The following is a 24198-nucleotide window of genomic DNA, read 5'->3' as shown; positions in this document are numbered from 1 at the left end:
CAAGCCCGCTCCCACAGGTTTTGTGTCGTATGAGATTTTTGTGACCGACATAAACCCTGTGGGAGCGGGCTTGCCCGCGATGGGGGCCTTGAATCAAAAGGTGTAATCAGCGGTGACAAAGAACGACCGTGGTTCACCCAGGATCCACTGCTGCCCCTCATTGTATTGGCTTTGCGCATACTGCCGGTCAAACAGATTGTTCACTTGCAACCCCAGCGTCGTATTACGCAACGCCTTCCATGCCAGCGTGGCATCCACCACGGTGTAACTCGGCAGCTCGTTGCGGTTGGCCATGTCCGCATAACGGGTATCGACATAACGCACGCCGGCGCCAGCCGTCAGGTCATCGTTGATTGCCTTGCTCAGCCACAGATTCGCCGTGCGCCGTGGCACGTCGACCGGGCGATTGCCGTTGCGCGACACCGGTACACCAGCGACCACTTCTTCAAAATCGTCGTACTTCGCTTTGACGATGGCCGCGTTGGCCTGCAGTTGCCAGGCGTGTGGCAGTTGCAGATCGAGACTGGCTTCCAGGCCATTGGACGATTGCTGCCCGACCTGTTGCTTGAGCGTCGGGTTGCCCGGGTAGTCGGTCAGCAGTTTCTTTTTGACGATGCGATAGGCCGCCAGCGTCCACTCGCCGCGCTGATCCCAGAACATCTGCTTCACGCCGATCTCGGTTTGCTTCGCAGTCGCCAGGTCATATTGCTGCTGGCTCGGGCTCAGGGAAATCAACCCGCCGACACCGTCAGTGCTGGTGGCGTACTGACCGTAAAACGACGTGTCGGGCGTCACGGCAAACACCAGCCCGGCCTTCCAGTTGTTGCCGGTCAGGGTTTTGTCGCTTTGGCTGCCATCGACCAGGTTGTCGCGATCCACATGCACGTAATCGCGGCGCACACCGGTTACCAACGACCAGCGCTCGCTCAGTTGCGTGCGGTTTTCCGCGAAGGCCGACATCTGTTTGGTGGTGCTCTGAAACTGATCACGGTACGGATCGGCACTTTCGAATCGACCCGGTTGCGGGTGATACAGATCCACAGGTTGACCGTTCGGCAACACGTCGCTGAACGGCGAGTTGCTGTCGAGCTGAAAGCGGATACGGTTGTAATCGACACCGGTCACGGTCTGGCTGTCGAGGCCGAACAGCGTGTGTTTGAAGGTGAACGTCTGACGGTCGCCGACCTGTGCCTGCTTGTGACCGATGCCGAAATAGCCGCTGCGGCTGAGCTGTTGATTGTCGCGGTCGAAGTTGTAGTTCTCGGCGTTCTGCCAGCGGCGTTGGGCCTTGAGGTAATACAACTCGTTGCTCGAACTGACATTCTCGGAGATCTGCCAGTCACTGGTCAGCCGCGTCCATTGATCGTTGTAATGCTGCTTGTCGTTGCTGACGTTGTAGTTCTTGTCCCGCAGGCTTTCTTTGAAGCGGCCATTGATCAGCGGCGTGCCGAAATGATTCATCGGCTTCTGGTCGCCGTAGTCGTGGGCGAGGGTGAACGCCAGATCGTCCGTGGCCTGCCAGCGCAGGGCGGCGCTGATGAAGTCGCTGGACGAGTCGCCGCGATCGACCCAGCCATTGCTGCGCAGGCGATTGAGATTCAAGCGGTAACTCAAGGTATCACTTAAGGATCCGCCGCTATCAAACGCCTCTTGCTGACTGTCGTACGATCCGTAGCCGAGACGAACGTGGTTTTCGATCTCGCCTGCAAACGGCTTTTTCGGGATCACGTTGACCACTGCGCCGGTCGCACCTTCGCCGTACAGCACCGACGCCGGGCCGCGCAGCACATCGACGCGCTCCACGGACCAAGTGTCGACCGGAAAAGTCACGGTGCCCATGCCGGTGTACATCCGGTTGCCGTCATACAACTGCATCACCGAGCTCTGCCCGGTAAAACCCCGCGCCGATAACGACGTGCCGCCATCGCCCGGGGTGCCGGTGCGGCTGATGCCGGTGCTGCGCGACACCGCGTCCTGCACGCTGCGGTCACCGCGCGCGCGGATCTGTTCGCCGGTCAGGCTTTCGACGCTGGCGGGAGTTTCCAGTGCCGTGAGGTTCAGGCGCGAACCGGCGGTGGTCGAGGTGTTCAGGCTGACGGTTGCATCGTCATTGGCCTCGGCGGTGATGGTGCCGGTGGGCAGCGTCAACGGTTGCGCATGGGCGCTGTTGTTCATGGTGAACAGGCAGAGGCCGGACAAGAGGTACTTGTTCATCGGGACGGTGAATCACTTCTTCAAAAGAAAACCCGCAGCAGGGCTGCGGGTCAGGCGGTGCATTTAGAGTTATACAGTAACACTAAAGTTGACCGGGAGATAAGCGCGGAAAGTCTACAGATCGCTCTAAACCGCGCATCTCGCCTGTTTCATGATGAAGGTGAGGCCGATTCAGTTTGCCGGGTGAAGCGCGAAAACAGCACGCGATCCAGCACCCACACCACCACCAACGAAGCACCCACCAACGGAAACGCCACGGCCAGGGCGAACATGATCACCATCGCGGTTTTCCATTTCGGCAGGTCGTGGCGCAACGGCGGAACACCGAACTTGCCTTGCGGACGACGCTTCCACCAGATCACCACCCCACTGACCGCGCTGAGCAAAATCATCAGGCAGATCAGCAACACGATGATCTGGTTGAACACGCCGAACATCTTGCCTTCATGCAGCATTACGCCGATTTCCGTGGCGCGGGCGACGGTGCCGTATTGCTCGTAGCGCACGTCGGCGAGCACATCGCCGGTGTACTGATCGACATGCAGCGTGGCGTCGTTACGCGGGTCGTCGGCAAACACGGCGATGGTGAACACGCCCGTCTCGGTGGTTGGCAAGGTGATGCTGTAACCCGGCTCGACCTTGCGTTGCACGGCGATGTTCTGCACGTCTTGCAGGCTGATGGTCGGCGCGGCAGGGCCGGCTTGTGCGCCGTCGTGGGCCATGTGTTCGGCGTGGGCGCCGGACATCGGCATCGGAGTGTTTTCCATGGCCCAGGGCACGGTCTGGCGGGTGGCGGTGTTTAGGCTGCGGGCCTCGACGTCGGACTTGGGCACGTTGTCCCACATCGCCGCCGGGAACACGTTCCACACCTGCGCGTATTTCTGTCCCCAAAACCCCGTCCAGGTCATGCCGCTGAGCAGCATCACCAGCAGCAACGATGCGCCCCAGAATCCAGTAACGGCATGTAGATCACGCCACAGCACGCGACCGCGACTGGTCAGGCGCGGCCACAAAATACCCGCGGCCTGGCCACGCGGCCACCACAGGAACACGCCGGAAACCACCAGCACGACGCCCCAGCCGGCAGCCAGTTCGACCAATCGATCACCGACGGTGCCGATCATCAATTCACCGTGAATCGCTCGCGCCACCGCTTGCAGATTCTTCTTGGCGTCTTGCTCGCCGAGGATGTCGCCCTGATAGGGATCGACAAATACGTTGAGCTCGGAGCCGCCATTGATCACGACAAACTGAGCGCTGCGCTCGGCGTTGACCGGTGGCAGGTACTGTTTGATCGTGGCTTGTGGATACGCCTGTTTCACCCGCTTGAGCAGGTCGTCGGCCGGGACGCTGTGATGCCCGGCCGGGACGTTCATCAGGCTGCCGTACATCAACGGATCGAGTTGCGGCTTGAACAGGTAAATGACGCCGGTCAGGGCCAGCATCACCATGAAGGGCGCGACGAACAGACCGGCATAGAAATGCCAACGCCAGGCCAGGTTGTAGAAATTCACTTTGGGCTGTTTCATCGGTTGTGCTCCGCTTGGCTTGGTTCTTTTGTTGTTGTCTGGTGACTGCTGCGCAGTCATTCGCGGGCAAGCCTCGCTCCTACAGGAGTTGTGTCGTTCGCATCGTTTGTAATCGACGCGAATAATGTAGGAGCGAGGCTTGCCCGCGATGCTTTTAGAAGCTCATGTCCACCTTGGTCCAGAGCGTTCGCCCCGGTTCTTTAATGGCCTGTGGGTCATTGGCCGGATAGCCAAAACCGGCGTTGCCGGCCAGGTTCAAATGCTCGGCGTACGCTTTGCCGAACAGGTTGTCGACGCCACTGCTGACCTTCCAGTTCTTGTTGATACGGTAGGCGCCATTGAGCGAGAACACGCCAAAACCCGAGGTCTTGTCGAAGTCCTTGCCAACCACGTTGCCCTTGTTCCGGTCGATGCGGTTTTGCGCCGCGACCACGCGCCACAAGGCCCCGGCGCTCCAGTTGTCTTCGCTGTAGGTCAGGCCGAAACGCGCGTCCAGCGGCGGCATTTGCGGCAATGCGTTGCCGTCGCTGCTGTTCTTGCCCCAGGCGTAGGCCAGGGTCGCGTCGGTTTTCCAGTTGGAGGTCAGCTGGTAGGCCGCGCCGAGTTCGCCGCCCATGATTCGCGCGTCGATGTTTTGAGCCTGGGAGGTGGTGCCCATCAGGGTCGGGGTGTAGTTGAACAGGATGTAATCGCGCACTTGCCCGACGTAACCCGAAGCCCAGGCTTCGAGGTCTTCGGTCTTGTATTGCAGGCCGAAATCGAGCTGGGTGGTTTTTTCCGGCTTGATCGAATCGAAGGCATTCACCGATCCGGCGGGGCCGGACTTGGGTGAAAACAGTTCCCAGTAATCCGGGAAACGCTGGGTGTGACCGAGGCCGGCATACAGCGTGGTCGGACTGTCGGCGAGGTCGTGCTCGTAGCGGACGAAGCCGCTCGGCAAGGTGTCGGCGCGGGTGTCGTCGGCGGTCGGGTTGGGGCGGGTCATCATCCCGGAACCGGTGCTCTGCCGATAATCCTTTGCCGAGGCGCGGTCCAGGCGCGCGCCGGTAATCAGCCGGTCACGGTCGGCGGCGTACCAGGTCAGTTCGCTGAACACTCCGTAGTTATGGAAATCGGCATCCTTGGTGTACGGCAGGTCCTTGTAGGTATCGATACCCATGCTGCCGCGTTGACGATGCTCGTTGGTCTGCGCGTCGATGCCGCTGATCAGTTGCACATCGGCCCAGCGCCAAGTGGCTTTGATGCGCGCGCCGAGGGTCCGGCGGTCGACGTTGGAGGCCATCGGGCCGGCCATCATCCCGGTGCCCGACGGCGTGCGCAGGGTGTAGTTGTCCATCACGTGGTCGGCGTAGTTGTAGTAGATCTGCGCTTCGACCTTGTCCAGCACGTCGCCGATGTTGGACTTCTCGAACCGCAGGCCCAGGCTTTCACGCTTGAACTGCGAGCCGTCCATGCCGCGCCCGGCGTAACGCGCTTCGCCATCGCCCTTGCCGGCGGTCAGTTCCAGCAGGGTGTCGGCGTCCGGCGTCCAGCCGAGCGCCACGTCGCCGTTCCATTTGTCGTAGCGCGACGGCACGGTATCGTTGTTGCCGTCCTTGTAGTCATCGGCGTGCGCGGTGTTGCCGATCACGCGCACGTAACCCAACGGCCCGCCGGCTGCGGCGTCCACCACTTTGTCAAAACGGCCGTTGGAGCCGGCCAATACGCTGGCGTTCACGCGCGTACCGAGTTCACCGAAGCTTTCCGGTTCACGGTCGAAAAGGATGGTGCCCGCCGATGCGCCCGGTCCCCACAGCACGGTTTGCGGACCTTTGATGACGGTGAGTTTGTCGTAGGTTTCCGGCGAGATGTAGGAGGTGGGCGCGTCCATACGGCCGGGGCAGGCGCCGAGCAATTGGCCGCCGTTGGTGAGGATGTTCAGCCGCGAACCGAACATGCCGCGCAACACCGGATCGCCGTTGGTGCCGCCGTTGCGTACCAGGGCGAAGCCGGGGATGGTTTTCAGGTAGTCGCCACCGTCGCTGGCCGGAACCGGTTGGCGCGGGTCCTTGGGGTTGGTGACGATGGTCAGCGGCGAACTCGGCGCGATGGCGGTGATCACCGTCGGGCTCAGCTCTTCACTGTGGCCCGCGTGTTCGTTGGCCAACACCTGGGGTGTCAGCAATGCGCCGCAAAGGACGGCGGTGGCGTGCCTGAAACGAATACTCGATTCGTTCGGGGCAAAAGAAGCTTGGGCAGGGCTCAAGCGTGTGTCAGCAGCAAACCTGGACATGACAATTTCCATCGAACAGTCGTAAACGACACGGCGGACAACCGGAGCAATCCCTGAGGGCGCGAGCTTTTGTGGCGAGGGGGCTTGCCCCCGTTCGGCTGCGTAGCAGTCGTAAAACATTGCATGCGGTGTACCTGATACACGGCAATTGCAGGTTTTGGGGCCGCTTCGCGACCCAACGGGGGCAAGCCCCCTCGCCACACAAACTTGTTCCCACAGGTTGCTGTTGCTGTTTCTAAACCGTGTGAAATCGGAAGTGCGTGTTTACGCGACGATGGGTGGCGCGCGGGTTCTGGCGCCGGGGAAAAAGGTTTGCCGGGCGTGGCCCAGGCGTGGGGAGGGGGCGGTGAAGGTGGTGGCTGTCGGCGTGTCAAATGCGGCGAAGGACTGGCCGCCGGTCAGCGCCGGGCAATTGAACAACAGGCTGCAATAACCACATTTTTCCCAGAGCGCGTGGTGCGAGGCTTTGGGTGGGCAGTGTTCGGCGGCGGGTTGCGCGCCGTGGTCGGCGTGCTCCATGGCCGACATGTCCATGCTCATGTCCATCGACAGGCTCATCGACATCGACGAGGCGCGTTGATCCATCGGCATCGACTGAGAAATCAGCGGGCCGATAAAGATCATCAGCATGGCGAACAGGCTGATCCAGCTGCCGTGCGTCAGGCTCGACGACTGACGACGGTGTGCGGATGACCTGGCGCTAAGCGGGCGCATGGCGTTTTCGGCTCAGTCGATTACTGGGCGTGGGCGTGCATTTGCGAGTCTTCCGGCGGCTTCTTCTGCACCGAGACTTCGACCGTCACGTCACCGGCCTTTTCGAAGTGCATGGTCAGCGGGAAGCGCTTGCCGTCGCTCAGCAGGCTGCGATCTTTCAACTCCAGCAGCATCACGTGATAGGCCATCGGTGCAAACGTGACGTTGCCACCGGCAGGAATATCGACGTTCGGCACTTGCTGCATTTTCATCAGATCGTCTTTCATGACGTGCTCATGCAATTGCGCAATACCTGCAATTGGCGAGTCGACGCTGAGCAGGCGGTCAGCGGTTTTGCCTGGGTTCTGAATGACAAAATAAGCCGCTACAGTTGGCGCGTTGGACGGCAACTCCTGCGACCACGGGTGAGCGATTTCCAGTTCGCCCGCCTTGTATTCGTGGGCATTGGCAAAGCAGGCAGGCAGCAGCAACGCAGCCAGAACGATGAGTTTGTTCAACATGGCGGTTCTCCAGAGCGATTCAAGACGCAGGTCAATTGCGAGAAAGAATCACACCAGAGGGGAAGCGCGGGGGTTGAGGCTTGGCCATTGCTGGCGCGGGGTGGGTGTTTCGAGAGAGGTCGCAGGCACGCTTCGGTTGGCCTCGAAACGGGCGAAATACAGCTGCGGTACATGCCCGGGCAACGCCACCAACGGTGCGGAACCGGAGCAACACCAGCAATGCTGCATGTTGGAATGATCGTCGCTCTGCGGGGCTTTCTGCTCCAGCGAGCCCAGGGAAATCGCCACCATCTTCGTGCCGCTGGACGTACAGAAACTGCCCCACAACAATTGCTCGGCGGGTGATTTCGCCGACTGCGCCATGGCTCCGGTCATCGGCATGGCGAGCATGTTGAACAGCACTGCGAAGCAGGCGATCCAGGCAATTGCGAGCCGTTGTCGGGACATGGGACAAAATCCATTGGGTGGGCGATCAGGCGCGGCTATTTAGCCTGATCAGGGCCGAGAAGTAAAAAAGCGGCGTGCGGTGTGGTGTCGCAGCGCAATCAGAGCGCCGTGGCATGCAAACGCAGACCCAGAGCTTTCATAACCTTCATGATAGTCGCGAATTCTGGATTGCCAGTGCTTCCCAATGCTTTGTACAAACTTTCACGGCCCAGGCCTGCATCACGGGCAACCTGCGTCATACCCTGTGCTCGGGCAATGTCGTTGAGTGCGGCACGTATGAGAACTCCATCGCCTGCATCTTCGTCAAAGCACGCATCCAGATATGCTGCCATTTCTTCAGGTGTCTTGAGAAATTCGGCAGCGTCGAATCGGGTGAATTGTTCGGTCATCGCAGTCTCAGAGCAGCTTGTTCAAGGGGCTCAGAAACATAAGGGCGGGAATACGATCCGACTAGTCGGCCGTTTTGGATGATGCTGTGTGTGAGGTCCGATAGAGATGTAGGGCGTTGCGCATTTCCTGTAGCAGCTGGCGAAGCCTGCGTTCGGCTGCGAAGCAGTCGTAAATCCTGACACCACGGTTCACCTGCAGGATCGCGGTGCAAGATTTTACGACTGCTTCGCAGCCGAACGCAGGCTTCGCCAGCTGCTACAGGTTATGTACTGGATTCTGCTGATAGGGCTGCCAGCACATCTACCACCGACCCAAACTCCCGATCCACCCCCGGCAGCACCGGCCGCTGCAACACAATCACCGGCACCCCACGCTCCCGTGCCACTTCCAGCTTCGGCTCGGTCGCCGTGGTGCCGCTGTTCTTGCTGATCAACACATCAATCTGTCGACGCTCAAACAGCTCACGTTCATCCTCGATCAAAAACGGCCCGCGCGCGCCAATCACTTCGCAGCGTTCATTGCCGGGGTAAACGTCCAGTGCGCGCAAGGTCCAGAATTGCTCCGGCGGAATTTCGTGCAGGTGCTGCAAGGGTTCGCGGCCAAGGGTGAACAGCGGTCGGTGGAAGGGTTTCAGGGTTTCGATCAGTTCGGCCCAATCGCTGACGTCCCGCCAATCATCCCCGGCCTGTGGTTGCCAGGCAGGACGTCGTAACGCCCAGCAGGTAATGCCGCTCAGCTGCGCGGCGGTCGTGGCGTTTTGGCTGATTTGTGCAGCGTAGGGATGGGTTGCGTCCAGCAGCAGGTCGATCCCTTCATCGCGAATGAACTGCGCCAGGCCTTCGGCGCCGCCGTATCCGCCGACGCGCACCTGGCAGGTCAGATCTGTCGGCACTCGACCGACGCCGGCCAGGCTGTAGAGGTGTTCCGGCCCCAGCGTGCGGGCGATGGCCAAGGCTTCGGTCACGCCGCCGAGCAGCAAAATGCGCTTCATTGAAAAGCTCCTGCATGGCCGACAATCCCACCCTGGCGATCGATGGCAAATACTTCAACCTGAACCTGCGCCGGTATCACGCTGCGGGCGAAGTGCAACGCGTGCTGACACACCGCATCACCGAGGGCGATGCTCGCGGCGCTGGCCATCGCCAAGGCTTGCTGGCTGGTATTGGCCTCGCGAATGCCTTGCTGCAACGCCTCATCGGCGCCAATCGCAGCGGCCCATTCAGCCAGTTGCGGCAGGTCGATGCTGGAATGCCGACTGTGCAAATCCATGTGCCCGGCGGCCAGTTTGCTGATCTTGCCGAAGCCGCCGCACAGACTGAGTTTTTCCACCGGCACTTTGCGCAGGTGTTTGAGGACGGCGCCGACGAAGTCGCCCATTTCGATCAGGGCAATTTCCGGCAGGTCGTAGACGCGGCGCATGGTGTCTTCGCTGGCGTTGCCGGTACACGCGGCGATGTGCAGGTAACCGTTGGTTTTGGCGACGTCGATGCCCTGGTGGATCGAGGCGATGTAGGCCGCACAGGAAAACGGCCGGACGATGCCGCTGGTGCCGAGGATCGACAACCCACCAAGAATGCCCAGGCGCGGGTTCATGGTTTTCAGCGCAAGCGCTTCGCCGTCCTCGATGTTGACCGTGACCTCAAAGCCGCCGCTGTAGCCGAGTTCTTCGGCCAATAGCGTCAGGTGCTCAGTGATCATTTTGCGCGGCACCGGGTTGATCGCCGGCTCGCCGACACCCAGCACCAGCCCGGGCCGGGTGACCGTGCCGACGCCACGACCGGCACTAAAGCGGATGCCCGACTCGTCACTCAGGCGCACCTGGGAATACAACAGCGCACCATGGGTCACGTCCGGGTCATCCCCGGCATCCTTGATCGTCCCGGCTTCGGCGCCGTCGTCGATCAATCGGCAAAACTCCAGGCGCATCTGCACCTGCTTGCCCTTGGGCAGCACGATTTCCACGGCATCTGTGCTCATCCCGCTCAACAACAAACGGGCCGCCGCGAGGCTGGTCGCGGTGGCACAACTGCCGGTGGTGAGACCGCTGCGCAGCGGGGCGGGTTGCTCGGCGGTTTCGTCACGCATCGAAGGGCTTCGTCACGTCCAGCAAGGTAATCGGCAGTGCCTGACGCCAGGTGTCGAACTCTCCGAGGGGCATGGCCTGAGCAACATGAATACGGGTCAGCTCACCACCGTGACGTTCGCGCCAGGCCATCAGGGTCACTTCGCTTTGCAGCGTGACGGCGTTGGCGATCAGTCGTCCGCCGGGTTTGAGTTGCGCCCAGCAGGTGTCGAGCACACCGTCACGGGTGACCCCGCCACCGATAAAAATCGCATCCGGACGTTCGAGCCCGGCCAGGGCCTGTGGTGCACTGCCACGAATCAGCTGTAGACCGGGCACGCCGAGGGCATCGCGATTGTGCTCGATCAGTTGCTGCCGACCTTCATCGGCTTCGATCGCCAGCGCGCGGCAACCGGGGTGAGTGCGCATCCATTCGATGCCGATCGAGCCGCTGCCGGCGCCGACGTCCCACAGCAGTTCGCCGGGGACCGGGGCGAGGCGCGCAAGGGTGATCGCGCGGACGTCGCGTTTGGTCAGTTGACCGTCGTGCTTGAAAGCGCAGTCCGGCAGACCGGCCAGTCGCGAGAGGCGCGGCGTGTTCGGCTCGGCAATGCACTCGATGGCGATCAGGTTCAGGTCTGCGACCGATGGAGCGTTCCAGTCATTGGCCACACCATCGATGCGTCGTTCAGCAGCACCGCCTACATGTTCCAGCACGCTGAGACGACTCGGACCGAAACCGCGTTCACGCAGCAGCGCCGCAATGGCGGCCGGGCTTTGGCCATCGTTGCTCAGCACCAGCAAACGCACGCCGCTGAACAACTGCGCGTTCAGTGCGGCGATGGGCCGGGCGACCACCGAAAGCGTCACCACCTCCTGCAACGGCCAGCCCATTCGCGCCGCCGCGAGCGAGCAGGAGGAGGGCGCTGGCAGGATCAGCATTTCATCGTTGGGCACTTGCCGGGCAAGGCTGGCACCGACGCCAAAGAACATCGGATCACCGCTGGCCAGCACGCAGACCGGTTCGCCACGCAGCGCGAGCAATGGGTCGAGGGAAAACGGACTGGGCCACAGCTGCCGCTCGCCACGGATGCAGGCCGGCAGCAAATCCAGTTGTCGCTGACCGCCAACGATCCGCGAAGCACGCAACAGGGCGTGCCGGGCGTTTTTGCCCAGGCCCTTGAAGCCGTCTTCACCGATACCCACTACTGTCAGCCAGGAGGCCATGTTGTTCCTTGATCCAAAGTTCATATTCAAAGACGGCATGATAGCGCGGCTTCTGTCATCTGACGCGGGTCTATGGCCGGGACAGGAGGATTTCGAGTTGCAGACACTTAATGTTGAGGAAAAATTGCTGGTTGGAATGATAGTTTTGGTAGTTTTGTTTTTGCTCATGTTAAGCAATCTTTATATGAATTAACTCTCCGGCCAATAATTGATGTTGGTCGCGACAATATCAAGGATGAAAGAAACTTATATGGATAATGGGTTAGCTAAAGGTGTCATCGAACCTAATGCGCTGATGATGAACAATGTTCTGCTGATTGGCATGGCTGGCCAAACTGCCGCTGACAATGACTTTGTCAAAAATTGCATTTTTCTGGCCCAGCATGGCGCCGACAAAGTCGCAAAGAGCGAGACGCAGCCAGGGCCTTGGTTCGATCATTACACCGGTATGTTCTGGTCAATGGATTGGACGCTTGACGAGCCTGTCGAGTACATCAAGCCGCAGTTCTCGGGCAGTTTAAAAGAGGCCTGGTTGAAAGTGGCACGTCCCTACCTCGCGAGCGCTCAAATAGCACAGATTGAAGCAGTACTTGGAAAGTTAGAGAGTGACGCCAAGTTACTGGCGAAGTTTGCGGGCCTGAGTGGGAAAATAATCGGATTCAACATCGTACCGGTCAGTTATAAACCCAACGGAGATCTGGAAATGGTGGTCAGTCATGTCAGGTTCATCAAGTTGGGCATCGCTACACCCTACCTGTTCTGGACGATAGACCAGAGTATGTCTCAGTTGGATATCCGGATTCGGCGGTTGGAGATCAAGCGTCGAAACTTGGACGCCATTCGGCAACGCGTGGAAGAAGCCACTCAAGCCCTCGCGCTCGAGTTCAGCGAATACGAACTCTGACCCACGCAGGCTGAAGCATTCATTTGCTTGATTGACTTGAGCAGCGATTCCGACCGGCAGACTTATCATGCGCTTGGGCAAAGCAGGCATAATGGCAGCCCTTCGCCCTTCACGTGCATCCAGTCAGCCGGTCACCCATTGAACGAACGCCCGATGTCCACCGCTTTACGCCCCTCGGCCTGTCCGGGGTTGCTGCGTATCGTCCAGGCGCTGGACGGCGGCATCTGCCGAATCAAGTTGAATGGCGGTTCGATCAGCGCGGCTCAGGCCGAAGCAGTGGCCGATGCCGCCGAGCGATTCGCTGGCGGGGTGATCGAGGCAACCAACCGCGCCAACCTGCAGATTCGCGGGATAGGCAGTGAACACGGCGCCTTGATCGACAGCCTGATGGCGGCGGGTCTCGGCCCGACCAGCGCAGCCGGCGACGATGTGCGCAATCTGATGCTCAGCCCCGGCGCCGGCATTGATCAACAGATGCTGATCGATACGCGCCCACTGGCTGAACAGATCCTCGCAACGCTGCAAAGCGACGAACGCTTCCACGACCTCAGCGCCAAGTTCGCCGTGCAACTGGATGGCGGCGAAAGCCTGGTGATGCTCGAACACCCTCATGACCTTTGGTTGTCCGCTACTGAGCGAGACGGTGAGCGAGTGTTTGCATTCGGTCTGGCGGGTTGCCTCGTCGACCTGCCCGTCGGTGCGGTGTTGCTGGAGCAGGGCCACGCATTGGTGGTCGCGGTGCTGGAGTTGTTCCTGGAATTGGCGCGCCCCGAGCAGACCCGCATGCGGCATCTACTTGCCGAATGTTCGCTCGACACGTTTCTCGCGCGCCTCGCCGAGCGTGTGCCGTTGATGTCCATCAGGGCTTGGCAGCGCGAGGCAACTTCAAGTGCCCTGCACATCGGCGGCCATCCACAGCGTGACGCCGGGCGTGTCTACATCGGCGCAGTGCCGCCGCTGGGTCGCCTGAATCCGGCGATGCTCAGGGGCGCCGCACAACTGGCCCGCGAGCGGGGCGACGGCACTTTGCGTTTCACGCCTTGGCAAAGCCTGTTATTGCCCGGCGTCCTTGGCGACGATGCGCCTCACGTTATCCACAGCCTTGAACAACTCGGCCTGCGTTGCTCGGCCGACGATGCTCTGGCGCATCTCATCGCCTGCACCGGTTCGACCGGTTGCGGCAAAGGCCTCGCCGACACCAAGGGCGACGCCCGACAACTGGCGGCGCTGCTGCAACGCCACGGCCAGGTGCTGAACGTGCACCTGTCCGGCTGCCAGCGTTCCTGCGCGGCCGCGCACATCGCACAGGTCACTTTGCTGGCGGTTTCCCCCGGTCACTACGACCTCTATTTTCGCGATGCAGCGCAGCCGGGTTTCGGCGCGCTGCACGCACGCAACCTTACTATTGAAGCGGTCGCGGCCTTGCTCGACGCCCGCTCACGGAGCCCCTTTGATGCTTGATTACATCCGCGACGGTCAGGAGATCTATCGCAACTCCTTCGCGATCATTCGTGCCGAGGCCAACCTCGAGCGAATCCCGGCCGATCTGGAAAAACTCGCGGTGCGGGTGATCCACGCCTGCGGCATGGTCGATGCCATCGACGGGCTGCAATTTTCCGCTGGCGCGGGCAAGGCCGGGCGTGAGGCGCTGGCCGCCGGCGCGCCAATTCTGTGCGACGCGCGGATGGTCAGCGAGGGCGTGACCCGCACGCGTTTGCCGGCCAACAACCAGGTGATCTGCACCCTGCGCGATGAAAGCGTTCCGGAGCTGGCCCGTGAGTTGGGCAACACCCGTTCCGCCGCCGCGCTGGAACTGTGGCGCCCGCATCTGGAAGGCAGCGTGGTGGTGATCGGCAACGCGCCAACCGCGTTGTTCTATCTTTTGGAAATGCTCGATGCCGGCGCACCGAAACCGGCACTGATCCTCGGCTTCCCGGTCGGCTTCGTCGGTGCTGCCGAATCCAAGGCAGCGCTTGCGGCGGACAGCCGTGGCGTGCCGTTTGTCATCATGCAAGGCCGGCTGGGCGGTAGCGCCATGGCCGCCGCCGCCGTCAACGCCCTCGCCACGGAGATCGAATGATGCAGTCACCTGGACGTTTGATCGGCCTGGGCGTCGGCCCCGGTGATCCGGAACTGATTACCGTCAAAGCCCTGCGCCTGCTTCGCGAATCGCCGGTGGTGGCGTACTTCGTCGCCAAGGGTAAAAAGGGCAACGCCTTCGGCATCATCGAAACGCATTTGCAGGACGCGCAAACGCTGTTGCCGCTGGTGTATCCGGTGACCACCGAAGCGCTGCCGGCACCGCTGTCGTACGAGCAAGTGATCAGCGATTTCTACGATGCGGCGGGCGAAGAACTCGCCGCGCATCTGGATGCCGGTCGTGACGTGGCCGTGATTTGCGAAGGTGATCCGTTCTTCTACGGCTCCTACATGTACCTGCACGATCGCCTGGCCGAACGCTACGAAGCCGAAGTCGTGCCGGGTGTCTGTTCGATGCTCGGCGGTGCTTCGGTGCTGGGCGCGCCCTTGGTGTATCGCAATCAGAGCCTGTCGGTGCTGTCCGGCGTGTTGCCGCACGAGGACCTCAAGCGTCGGCTGGCCGATGCCGACGCGGCGGTGATCATGAAGCTGGGGCGCAACTTCCCCAAGGTCCGTCAGGTGCTCGAAGAACTCGGTCTGGCTGAGCGTGCGCTGTACGTCGAGCGCGCGACCATGGCCAATCAGAAGATCGTTGCGCTGGATCAGGTCGAGCCCATGTCCTCGCCGTACTTCTCGTTGATCATTGTTCCCGGCGAACGGTGGCAAGGCTGATGGCCCGTCCAGTTCCGGCGATTGTCATTCTTGGCAATGGCAGCCTCGCCACTGCACGCAAGATCCAGCAGGTCTACCCCGACGCGTTGATCCATGGCCTGGCCGAACGGGCTGAAGGTGCGGACCGTGTCTATCACGAGTTCGGCGCGACCTTGCGCGAGTTCTATCAGCAAGACACTCCAATCATTGCCTTGTGCGCGGCGGGCATCGTGATCCGTACACTGGCGCCGTTGCTGCTGGAGAAGGGCGCCGAGCCACCGGTGCTGGCCGTGGCCGAAGACGGTAGCGCCGTGGTGCCGCTGCTCGGCGGCCTTGGTGGCGTGAACGTCATGGCGCGGGAGATTGCTGCCGGTCTTGAGGTTGCTGCGGCGATCACCACCAGCGGTGAATTGCGCTTCGGCACCTGCCTGCTCAATCCACCCAGCGGATACGCCCTCGGCGATCTGGAGTTGGGCAAGCGCTTCGTCTCGGATTTGCTCGCCGGCCAAAGCGTGCGCATCGAAGGCGCCGCGCCGTGGCTAGCGCAAGCGCATCTGCCGGAAGACCCGCAGGCACAGTTGTCGATCCATGTCGGCAGTGCCGAGCGCATACCGTCAGCCAATGAATTGTTGATCTACCCGCGCAGCGTGTTGGTTGCGGTGAGCGCCGATGTGGCGGATTTGCCGCATGCGATTCGCGCGGCGCTGCATCAGGCGAACATCGCGGCGCAGTCGCTGGCCTGCCTGCTGGCCAGCGATCTGCACATGGCCAACCCAGCGTTGCGCGAAGCCGCGCTTGAGCTGGGCGTGCCGTTGCGGTTTGCCTCGGTCAGCGGCGTCAGTGAGCTGGTCCGCCACACAGTGCCGAACGCTACCGTCGTGTCGGCGGATACCAGCATCGCCATCGCGGTGGCCAGTCAGCCACTGGAAGTTGCACAGATCGGTCGTGCGCGCGGTCGTTTGGCCGTGATCGGCCTGGGCCCTGGCGCCGCCGAACTGATGGTGCCGGCGGTGAAGGCCGAACTGGCGCGGGCCAATGACGTGCTGGGTTATGAAACCTACGTACGCATGGCCGGGCCATTTCGCGAGGATCAGGTGCTGCATTGCACCGACAATCGCGAGGAAATGCAGCGTGCTCGCCACGCCTTTGAACTGGCGGCCCAAGGGCGGTCGGTGGTGGTGGTTTCGTCGGGGGATCCGGGCGTATTCGCCATGGCGGCGGCGGTGCTCGAAGCGTTGCACGAGTCGAGCGAGCCGAGCTGGCACAGCGTTGATCTGGAGATTCTTCCGGGCGTTTCTGCGTCCCTGGCCACGGCGGCTCAGGCCGGCGCGCCACTGGGCCATGACTTCTGTGTGATGTCGCTGTCGGACAACCTCAAGCCTTGGGCAATTATTGAGAAGCGGCTGGACCTGGCGTCTCAGGCCGACCTGGCGTTGGCGTTCTACAACCCGATCTCTCGCTCCCGTCCCTGGCAGTTGGGCCGCGCACTGGAGATTGTCGCGCAGCACCGCACCGCTGAAACGCCGGTCGTGTTGGGGCGCGATATTGGTCGTCCGGGCCAGACGTTGCGCGTCACCACACTCGGTGAACTGACCCCCGATCAGGTCGACATGCGCACCATGGTGCTGATCGGCTCTTCCACCACCTGCGTGTTCCCGCGTGCCAAGGGTGGCAAGTGGGTGTATACGCCTCGTTGGTACGGCGACAAGCCAACTTCGTAAATGTCGGCGGCCTCGTCCTGAGGCCGCTTTTATAACTGTCTGCCGTGAATGAACAGGAAGTCTTTGCGGCAGACGGTTTGATGCCTTGATGTAAGTTGATGTTTGCTTTGGCGTAAAGAGAACTCCCGCATTCGTGGGTGGTTGTCTTTTCGTTTGTTTTTTATTTGTGGTTTCTGATGGATTTAAAGTTTCTGGATGTTCGTTCGGTCATCAATTGTTTGTTTTCTTCTTTGAGGCTGGAAGTTTGTTCGGTTAGTGTTTTTTTGAGAAAGCCGCCTTGTTGGGTGGCCCGCTTTTATTTTTACAGGGAAGTAATCTTTATGGGTGTGCAAGCTGTTCGTCGTGTATACGGCTATGTCGATTTTATTGATCTATTTAAATTGTCCGATCTTGAACAGGCGTTACAGGAACATAAAGGGACAGACGAATACGACGCGGTATTTCGATATTACTTTGCCTGTATCACCCTGCTCGATTTTCCGAGGATGCTTGCACCGCTGGGTTTGCTGCGCGCGGCCCTCGGGTCTTTTGTCGAGCCCAGGCGCCGGCGGCGACGTGCAGCTGGAATGGGGCCGCAATCTGCGCCGCAGGGCGCTGCGGCTCCGGGTCTGACTGAAATCCGCGACAGGGTCGAGGGTTTTCAGGCACGCCTGTCTGACAGCATTGAACAACTGAGTGCCACGGCCACCGAAGTGCCGAAAAATCTGCACTTCGTCTGGCTTGGAGGTGGCCTCGGAACAATCCAGTGCGACTACATTAATGTCTGGAGCAAGGTGTTGGCCGGTCAGGGTTATGCCGTGAAGCTCTGGTACGACAGCGATGCGTTACTGGCCTATGAAACCAACCGGATCGTTGTCGAGGCCGCGAAGGCCGATGCGATGGTTAATGGCGGACATAGCACCGAATCGCATTTTGATCTTGGCGATAAGTATGAGGAACGGGCCATTGTTCTCAAACAACAGATGTTCGCCCATATCAACAAGGCGGTAGAGCGCGGTGTTCACGCGGATGACGCGCGAATTGATCTTTTGGTTCGTGGATATGGCCAGGATGAAGCACGCTTGAAAGCCTTGCGGAACAAGAATAGCCAAAGTATGTCGGCAATGGGCGAGGGCGGTGTGGAACTTCGCAATCTTGCGGAAAATGTAACACCGATGCACTTGCAGGACATTTACCAACGGGAAATCAGCCTGCGAGGCAACTTTGCCGCGGCCTCCGATGTGGTACGCATTGAGGCCTTGATGGCTGAAGGTGGAAGTTACGCGGATGTCGATAACCTGCCACCGCTTCTGAATAGGCTCGGCGATGTGGACATCGGTCAATTGCGCAGCGATGCACGGCTGGGCGTATTGCAGTTGTTGCTGGATCAGAACCCGGAATGGATGCCCGGTCGTGAGGCATCAAGAAGTCAGTACACAAGCTACTTTGAGCGCATCCCCGAAGAACATCGCCCGGCGCTGGAACGGTTCGCTAAAAGTCGCCCGCAGTTGACCCGTGTTTTTCGCGCCCCCGAAGAACGTCTCGTTCGTCCGAACGGACTGCGAGCGGTTGCCGAGGAGGGCAGCCTGAGTAATGCGTTTCTCATGGCTCATCCCGGATCGGCGATGGTGAGCGCCATGATCGATCGCTTCAAACTCAATTATGAGATCGTTGATGCCACGGCCCGTTTGGCCATGGAGCACCAGGTTTCCGCTATCGACGCTGAGGCCATGAGTGGGTTTGCGTTGGATGTGGTCGAAGAAAAGCTCGCCCATTTGCGTGCTATGCCGGGGCTTGTAGAACCTGGGGAGTATCTTCTGGCCCTGGCTGCAGCTTCTTACTACAGCGATGGCATTCGCCCCCAAAGCGAAGTGACCATCTATCTGACCGGGCCCGCTGCGATGCGCGATGCGCTCGCGGATTACGCAAAAGCACACTTCACCCCTCGTGCCGCGGGCGCCTGGCGAAAGGATGTGGCTATTGACCCCATCGCAACGGTGAACCGCAGTACCGAGGAGGAGCTGGACCACTCCTGGAAAGAAAACGAAAGTGACCTCGATGGCTGGCTCAAGAACGAACAACAACGTTGGGAAGCCGGGAAGTTCAAGGCGCGTTACCTAGGTAGAGTGGATCAGTTGCTGAGGAGCCAGGCGATCCATTTCGACCATGGCTGGCCTGTCATTGAAGGTCGACATGTGTTGTCGACCGAATTGCTGCAGTCCCTGGCGCAACACCTGGGTGAACCCTTCTGGCGAGCGATGAGTCAACGGACCACCGGTGAGGTGACTTTCGACAAGACATTGCAGCTGAGTTTTGACGAGCGTCAATCCATCCTCGCGCAGGAGATCGCGTTACCGCCGTCGTTGGTGGGTGAGCCGGCAGGCGGGGATTTACCTCTGGACGAATTGCTTCACCGAATTGGCCGGGGCACGTTGCAGGTTGAGCAGCTTGATCCACGGCAGCGGCTGTTGATTGGCTCGCTGCTGGGCGTGCGAGCCATGGATCAAGGCCACTTTGATCAGGTCAGCGCGCGGCTGGAGAACCTTGCCAACAACGTGTCTGAACTGGGTGTATCACACCGTTACGGGGCCATTGAGCGAGAGTTGTTCAAAGAAAATCACCCCGCGTTTGTTGATGGTCTGGCCAGTGCCTCGACACCCTCCGTCGCGTTGTCCGAGACCAGCATCGAGTTGAAGACCCAGGCGCTGGAGCAGTCACTGACCTTGTTGCAATGGGGGCGCCAGGTCGCCCGGATTCAGCAGGTGGCAAAACTCGAATTCCGTGACCGGATTGGCGAGCGCATGACCGATGTGCTGGAAAGCTTCGATCAAGGCACCTTCAAGCTGGTGCCTCAGGACTTGTTGCTTCATGGCGCCGGTGACCGGATCGCCGGGCGTTGCTACCCGTTGGCATTGGCCATGGCGGCTGCGATCAACAAGGGCGTCGAAGCGGGCAACCTACTTCGTGAGCGGTTTTACCTGGCGGTCATTGAACCGGGTACCCGCGAATCGACGGCATTCGTGAGCATTCTCGAAGAGCTTCGCGATGTCGACGTTCATGACCTGGGGGGGCCGGTGGAGCGCGCCGATCTGGCACAGGTGATTACAACGCTTGAAGAGAAAACCGGCAGCAGCACGTTGATGCTCAACTCGGATAACCACTCGATGCTGGTGGCCAAGAGTGTCGTGGGCGAGCGCAGTACCTATCATTTCTACGATCCGAATTTTGGTGTTTTCGAGTTCGATACTGCAAAAGCGTTCAGCGCAGCGCTGACTCATTTTTTTGTCGGGCAAGAGATGGCCAGGCCTTACGCCGCTTATGGCGAGCCCGCTCGTCCGGCCTTTGATCTGATTGAGCTCGACGCGGCTCGACTCAATGAAAAGGTACTGTCGTCGGGCGTCCGGGTGTCCAGTCTTTCCGATTCGGGCAGCCTGCCAGAACAGGCGCCGCGGGTCAGACAGCGGCTGGCCAGCGCGCGCGGACAGTCGCTGGTCAACAACGGGGTTCTGGGCAGTTCGTTACTGGAACTGGACGCTCACTGGTGGGGCAGGCAGATCGCGCAGGCGACACGGCAGTTGCAGGAGCAACACGGACTGGCGTCGGGCGCCGTCGCGTTGTTCGAGACCCTGGAGATCACCCCGGCAGGCGAGTACAAAATCAGTCTGATCGATACCGATCCAGCTCACACCCTTGTGCGCGTCACCACCGATGATCCGCGATTCCTTAGGATCAAGAACTACCTCTCGCAAACCTTCCATACGTTGGCAGCGCAACCGCATGAAGCGGCCAGCTTGTCTGACCCGACGGACGCCGGCAGTGTCCATACGCTCAATGCCGGTTTCACCGTGCAAGCCTTGATGAACGCACTGCGTCATCACGAAGGCGCGGACAGCGGTGGTGACAAGGCACTGACCACTGCCATTCGCTTGCATGCCTACGTCAACTACGCCCAATTGGTCCACGGCAACGTGGTGGATGTGATTGGCGTTGTGGCACTGGTGCGACAGGCGCTGGACGATGAAAAACTGATCGCTCGCACCAGTGCGCCGTTGGTGCAAAAGGCCTTGGGTCATGTGGCCAATGAAGGCGTCGGCACGGTACTGGGGATGGTGAATGTCGGGTTTGATATTTACCAGTTGAGCCATGCCACCAATGACATTGAAAAGGCGCAGTTCGGGACGCAGTTGGCGTTCGACTCCGCGAGCGCCGTGCTGGGCGCAGCCGGGCTTGGTGCAGCATTGGCGGGCGCGGGTACCGTGGCGGCGGTGCTGGGCGGTGCCGGGGTGATTCTGGGCGGGTTGGCGGTGGGCGTCGCTGCACTGGCCGAAGGATTTGCCACCATTGCCGAGGAAGCCAAAGAGGTCGCCGGGTTTTTTGAGGGAATGGAAAAGGCTTATCTACAGGGCGGCTATCGTCTGGACAAGATCTCGAATGCCTGGATTGCGCATCCCTTGCTGGTATTCGCCGAGCTTGATTTGCGCGCATCGACGGTCCGTTTTGACAGCCCGAAACTGTTCCCGCTTCGCGACCATTTCGGGGTCCCGGATTTCGATGTGGATTACGACCGCGCCACCGATATCCGCGTGGGCCTGGGATTGCCCGACTCGGCGTCTTTTTCGCCGCAGCTCGGGCAGACGATCGTATTGCCCGCCACCCCAAAAACCTGGTACGGCTATGAGTACAAGTTGCTGCCGTTTGTCTCGTTTCGTCATGCCGGCGGCTTTGATACGGCACGTCGCCTGGAGAAAAAGAACGAACAGGGGCAATGGCAGTTTCTGTTTTCGTTCTACTCGTTTCCCGGCGAGTACGTGATCAACCGGCTGAACCCTGTCTACAAAGCAACGGTGTTCAACGTTCGTCTCGACAACATTGAGCGCTCGCTGGTGGTGCCTGCTCTGCCGAAAGCGTGGCACGGCCTGGTTAGCTACCGGATCGAAGGCGCCGGTGCCCAATGCTCCGTGCTGCTCAATCCCGGGGTGAACCTTGAACTCGAAGCGCCCGGCCACACGGCCATGCGCTGGGTGCTGCAGGCTCCCTGGCTGGCCGAGGCAGACATCCGGATAGCCGCTGGTGGTCGCCTCGTTTCGAATACGTTGGGTGTGACGTTCACAGGCGGCGGCGTTCACGATGTGTTGCTCAAGCTTGCGGGTAACACAATCATGCGCGTTGATCTTGTTGCCCTCACGTTGGAGGTGGTCGAAGAAGAGGCCGATCCGACGCTCGGAGAGCAAGCGTTGCTGGATCACTTCAAGTCACTGGCTCGTGAACATCGACTGGCCATGCCTTACACCCCCGTTCACACCTATGTGGTGCCGTTTGAGAAACCGGACGAGCCGAGGACGGTGGTCGCCTATTACGACTCGGCTCAGGATCGTTTTCTGTATATCCGCGATCCAAATGTCTTGTTGTCCGATGAGGTTGCGTTGGGCGCGGTGGTCGAGGGCTCGGCCTATTTCTATCACCCCGAGAGTTTCGATGTCTGGCAGGTCGATGCGACCACCGGCACGCTGGTCCGACGCTATCGTTTGCTGGTCAGGGATGACGTGTCGATTACCCGCTTCGAGGCGGTGGCGAATGGCGGCATTCAGGTCGTGCAACAGTCCACGCCAAAGGATGGCCCGCACGATGAGCTGACCTTTATGATCCATGACGGCGCCGTGTTGCTTGGCTCAATCACCCGCGGTCACGATCCGGCATTGCAGGCTGTATTACAGGGCGACACGCTCACGGACTGGAAGCAGGTAATGGGCGACTATGTGCTGCCGGCAGAGTCCATCGACACCGTGAATTGGCGCCCCGGTGCGCTGGTTTCGATTTGTTGGCAATTTGAAGAGAAGTGGCGTGATCTGGTCTGGGTCCGCGATGTTGACGGAGTGATCATCCGTGCGGCTGCCCGGCGTCACCATGCACGGGGGTGGGAGGATTCGATCAAGGCCTTGAATACCCTTTTACTTATCGCTCCCGCCGGTGCCGATGGTGAGGTGTTCGTCACTTACGACAAGCGCTTTGGAAGCCTCATGCGACAGCAATGGTCGATGGTGGAGGGGCGTGCGCAATGGTCGTCCAGAGAAATTGCCCCACCCGGACTGAAAAATGTTGTCGCTGTCGAGCAGGGCCACCTCGCCCTGACCGACTCTGGTCTGTTCTTCAACATGACGCCGGACGGGTACCTGCGCTTGGGCGGATTGACCGAAACCTGGTTCAAGGATCGATTCCAGTGGTGGTCCGCATTGCAAGCGGTGTCGACGCGGTACCCGGTATCGAGTTTCGCCCTCCTTGGGTTGACCAACTTTACCGGGGACGCCGGTTTGTGCGCCTGGTACCTGGACGATCGGCTGTTGCTCGCGGATCTTGGCCATGGCAAAGAAGTGCGGTTGCTGGGTATCGCTCCAGACAATCAGGCCGCCTGGTTGTTTGATCTTTCAACGGGCAAGATTTTCAGTCAGCGCTTTATCGATCCGAAACGCTTGAGCGCTGCATTCGGGCAGGGAACCAGGCTTCTGCAAGCCGAGGCTTTGCCCGCCCCGATGCAGGAGTGGGCGGCCTGGATCTTTACTGACGTGAAGGTGGAGGGCGCTGGCTTGAGGGCAACGACGCTCGATGGCCTGGAGGTGGATTTACAGCGCAACGAACCGGTACGGATTACGGGTGTGGACAGCCGTTGGGTCATGGCACTGGGAGGCCCCTTGAGTGAGGGGCTGGCGGCGCTGGCCAACGAATATCGATGCGCCGATTTCCTGTCGGTCAAAGACCCTGATGACCTTCAATGGTATGTGGTCCGCACCGGACGATTGATCCGGATTCCGAAAGCCGCCATTACTGCGCAATACACGCTAGTGGGCACCCGGGATCAAACCAATGTGATGCTGCACGAAAGCGGGGATGGGCTGTTGCACACCTATCCGCAGAAAAGCTCTGTCGGGCCACTCGACTATGTCCAGCGAAACGCCGAAGTGCTGGTGGTCGAGGGGGCGAAGACGGTCAATGACCTTCTGCCGTTGATTGCCGATGATGTCAGCATCCTGGTGCTCAAAATGGGGCAGGGGGCAACGACTGGCCGGCTGACCCGAGCGGCCTGGTTGAAACTTCAATCGGTCATCATCGATTGTCGTTATCCGCTTGAGCGACCACCCTTGATTCCGGGGAAACTGATTCTGGACGCCTCAATCATGGATCAGTTATGGGTCAGCCTGGTCGATGAACACTTGGTGATGAACGGCCTGGATAGCGGGCATAGCCTGATTTTTCGTGGCGTTTACTCAGCGGATGTCGCGTTGCGCGGTGATGTGTTCCTTTCGCTCAATGGCTATCGATCACGTGCGGTGTCGGAAATCGTGACCGAGTTGCTAAGGCAAAAGGGCGTTTCCGGCAGCGCAACGTTGGCGGAACTGATGTCGAATTATCAGCTCAAGGTGATAGAGGAACCGGCTATTTAGAGCGTGCGTTCCC

General features: G+C 60.2%; 16 protein-coding genes. 6 read left to right on the top strand and 10 right to left on the bottom strand.

All coding sequences use genetic code 11. The features are described from left to right. Nucleotides 1-93: 93 nt before the first annotated feature. The 10 genes from ACYZT6_RS23035 to cbiE form a co-directional block, all read right to left on the bottom strand. Nucleotides 94-2214, bottom strand: a complete 2121-nt coding sequence (locus ACYZT6_RS23035) for a TonB-dependent receptor (protein WP_462028759.1) — start codon at nt 2212-2214, stop codon at nt 94-96. Between the two features lie 149 nt (nt 2215-2363). Continuing rightward, nucleotides 2364-3743, bottom strand: a complete 1380-nt coding sequence (locus tag ACYZT6_RS23030) for a PepSY-associated TM helix domain-containing protein (RefSeq protein WP_462028758.1) — start codon at nt 3741-3743, stop codon at nt 2364-2366. A gap of 154 nt (nt 3744-3897) precedes the next feature. Continuing rightward, entirely contained in the window at nt 3898-6015 is a 2118-nt protein-coding gene (locus tag ACYZT6_RS23025) for a TonB-dependent copper receptor (RefSeq protein WP_462028757.1), read from the bottom strand. 264 nt (nt 6016-6279) lie between these two features. Further along, nucleotides 6280-6729 (bottom strand): DUF2946 domain-containing protein, encoded by a 450-nt coding sequence (locus ACYZT6_RS23020; RefSeq protein ID WP_462028756.1) that lies wholly within the window; start codon nt 6727-6729, stop codon nt 6280-6282. A 20-nt stretch (nt 6730-6749) separates the two neighbouring features. Continuing rightward, on the bottom strand, nt 6750-7229 hold the full coding sequence (locus ACYZT6_RS23015; protein WP_462028755.1) for a copper chaperone PCu(A)C: 480 nt from the start codon (nt 7227-7229) through the stop codon (nt 6750-6752). Nucleotides 7230-7277: 48 nt separating this feature from the next. Beyond that, nucleotides 7278-7676: a DUF2946 domain-containing protein gene (locus ACYZT6_RS23010; RefSeq protein ID WP_462028754.1), complete on the bottom strand. Its 399-nt coding sequence runs from the start codon at nt 7674-7676 to the stop codon at nt 7278-7280. 98 nt (nt 7677-7774) lie between these two features. Then, nucleotides 7775-8065 carry an addiction module antidote protein gene (locus tag ACYZT6_RS23005; protein WP_109627766.1) on the bottom strand — a complete coding sequence of 97 codons (291 nt, stop codon included), beginning with the start codon at nt 8063-8065 and terminating at the stop codon, nt 7775-7777. A gap of 263 nt (nt 8066-8328) precedes the next feature. After that, nucleotides 8329-9057, bottom strand: coding sequence for a cobalt-precorrin-6A reductase (locus tag ACYZT6_RS23000; RefSeq protein ID WP_462028753.1), 729 nt, complete (start codon nt 9055-9057; stop codon nt 8329-8331). Further along, nucleotides 9054-10151, bottom strand: a complete 1098-nt coding sequence (locus ACYZT6_RS22995; protein WP_462028752.1) for a cobalt-precorrin-5B (C(1))-methyltransferase — start codon at nt 10149-10151, stop codon at nt 9054-9056. Before ACYZT6_RS22995 ends, ACYZT6_RS23000 begins: the two co-directional genes overlap by 4 nt. Beyond that, a complete protein-coding gene (cbiE, locus tag ACYZT6_RS22990) occupies nt 10144-11355 on the bottom strand; it encodes a precorrin-6y C5,15-methyltransferase (decarboxylating) subunit CbiE (RefSeq protein ID WP_462028751.1) in 1212 nt (403 codons plus the stop codon). Before cbiE ends, ACYZT6_RS22995 begins: the two co-directional genes overlap by 8 nt. Before the next feature lie 250 nt (nt 11356-11605). Between cbiE and ACYZT6_RS22985 the strand changes: the two genes are divergently transcribed. The 6 genes from ACYZT6_RS22985 to ACYZT6_RS22960 all read left to right on the top strand — a co-directional run bounded on the left by ACYZT6_RS22985 (nt 11606) and on the right by ACYZT6_RS22960 (nt 24185). Next, complete coding sequence (locus ACYZT6_RS22985; protein ID WP_462028750.1) at nt 11606-12259, top strand: hypothetical protein; 654 nt, start codon at nt 11606-11608, stop codon at nt 12257-12259. Between the two features lie 153 nt (nt 12260-12412). After that, nucleotides 12413-13720 carry a precorrin-3B synthase gene (gene cobG, locus ACYZT6_RS22980; RefSeq protein WP_462028749.1) on the top strand — a complete coding sequence of 436 codons (1308 nt, stop codon included), beginning with the start codon at nt 12413-12415 and terminating at the stop codon, nt 13718-13720. Continuing rightward, a complete protein-coding gene (locus tag ACYZT6_RS22975) occupies nt 13713-14339 on the top strand; it encodes a precorrin-8X methylmutase (protein WP_131058887.1) in 627 nt (208 codons plus the stop codon). The genes cobG and ACYZT6_RS22975 overlap by 8 nt, the downstream gene beginning before the upstream one ends. After that, nucleotides 14339-15070, top strand: a complete 732-nt coding sequence (locus ACYZT6_RS22970) for a precorrin-2 C(20)-methyltransferase (protein WP_462030003.1) — start codon at nt 14339-14341, stop codon at nt 15068-15070. The genes ACYZT6_RS22975 and ACYZT6_RS22970 overlap by 1 nt, the downstream gene beginning before the upstream one ends. Beyond that, nucleotides 15070-16770, top strand: a complete 1701-nt coding sequence (gene cobJ, locus ACYZT6_RS22965; RefSeq protein WP_462028748.1) for a precorrin-3B C(17)-methyltransferase — start codon at nt 15070-15072, stop codon at nt 16768-16770. Before ACYZT6_RS22970 ends, cobJ begins: the two co-directional genes overlap by 1 nt. Nucleotides 16771-17255: 485 nt before the next feature. Beyond that, on the top strand, nt 17256-24185 hold the full coding sequence (locus ACYZT6_RS22960; RefSeq protein WP_462030002.1) for a TcdA/TcdB pore-forming domain-containing protein: 6930 nt from the start codon (nt 17256-17258) through the stop codon (nt 24183-24185). Nucleotides 24186-24198: the final 13 nt, after the last annotated feature.

This window comes from Pseudomonas sp. RT6P73 (genome assembly GCF_054897715.1).
This window is presented reverse-complemented; position numbering and strand designations above follow the sequence as displayed.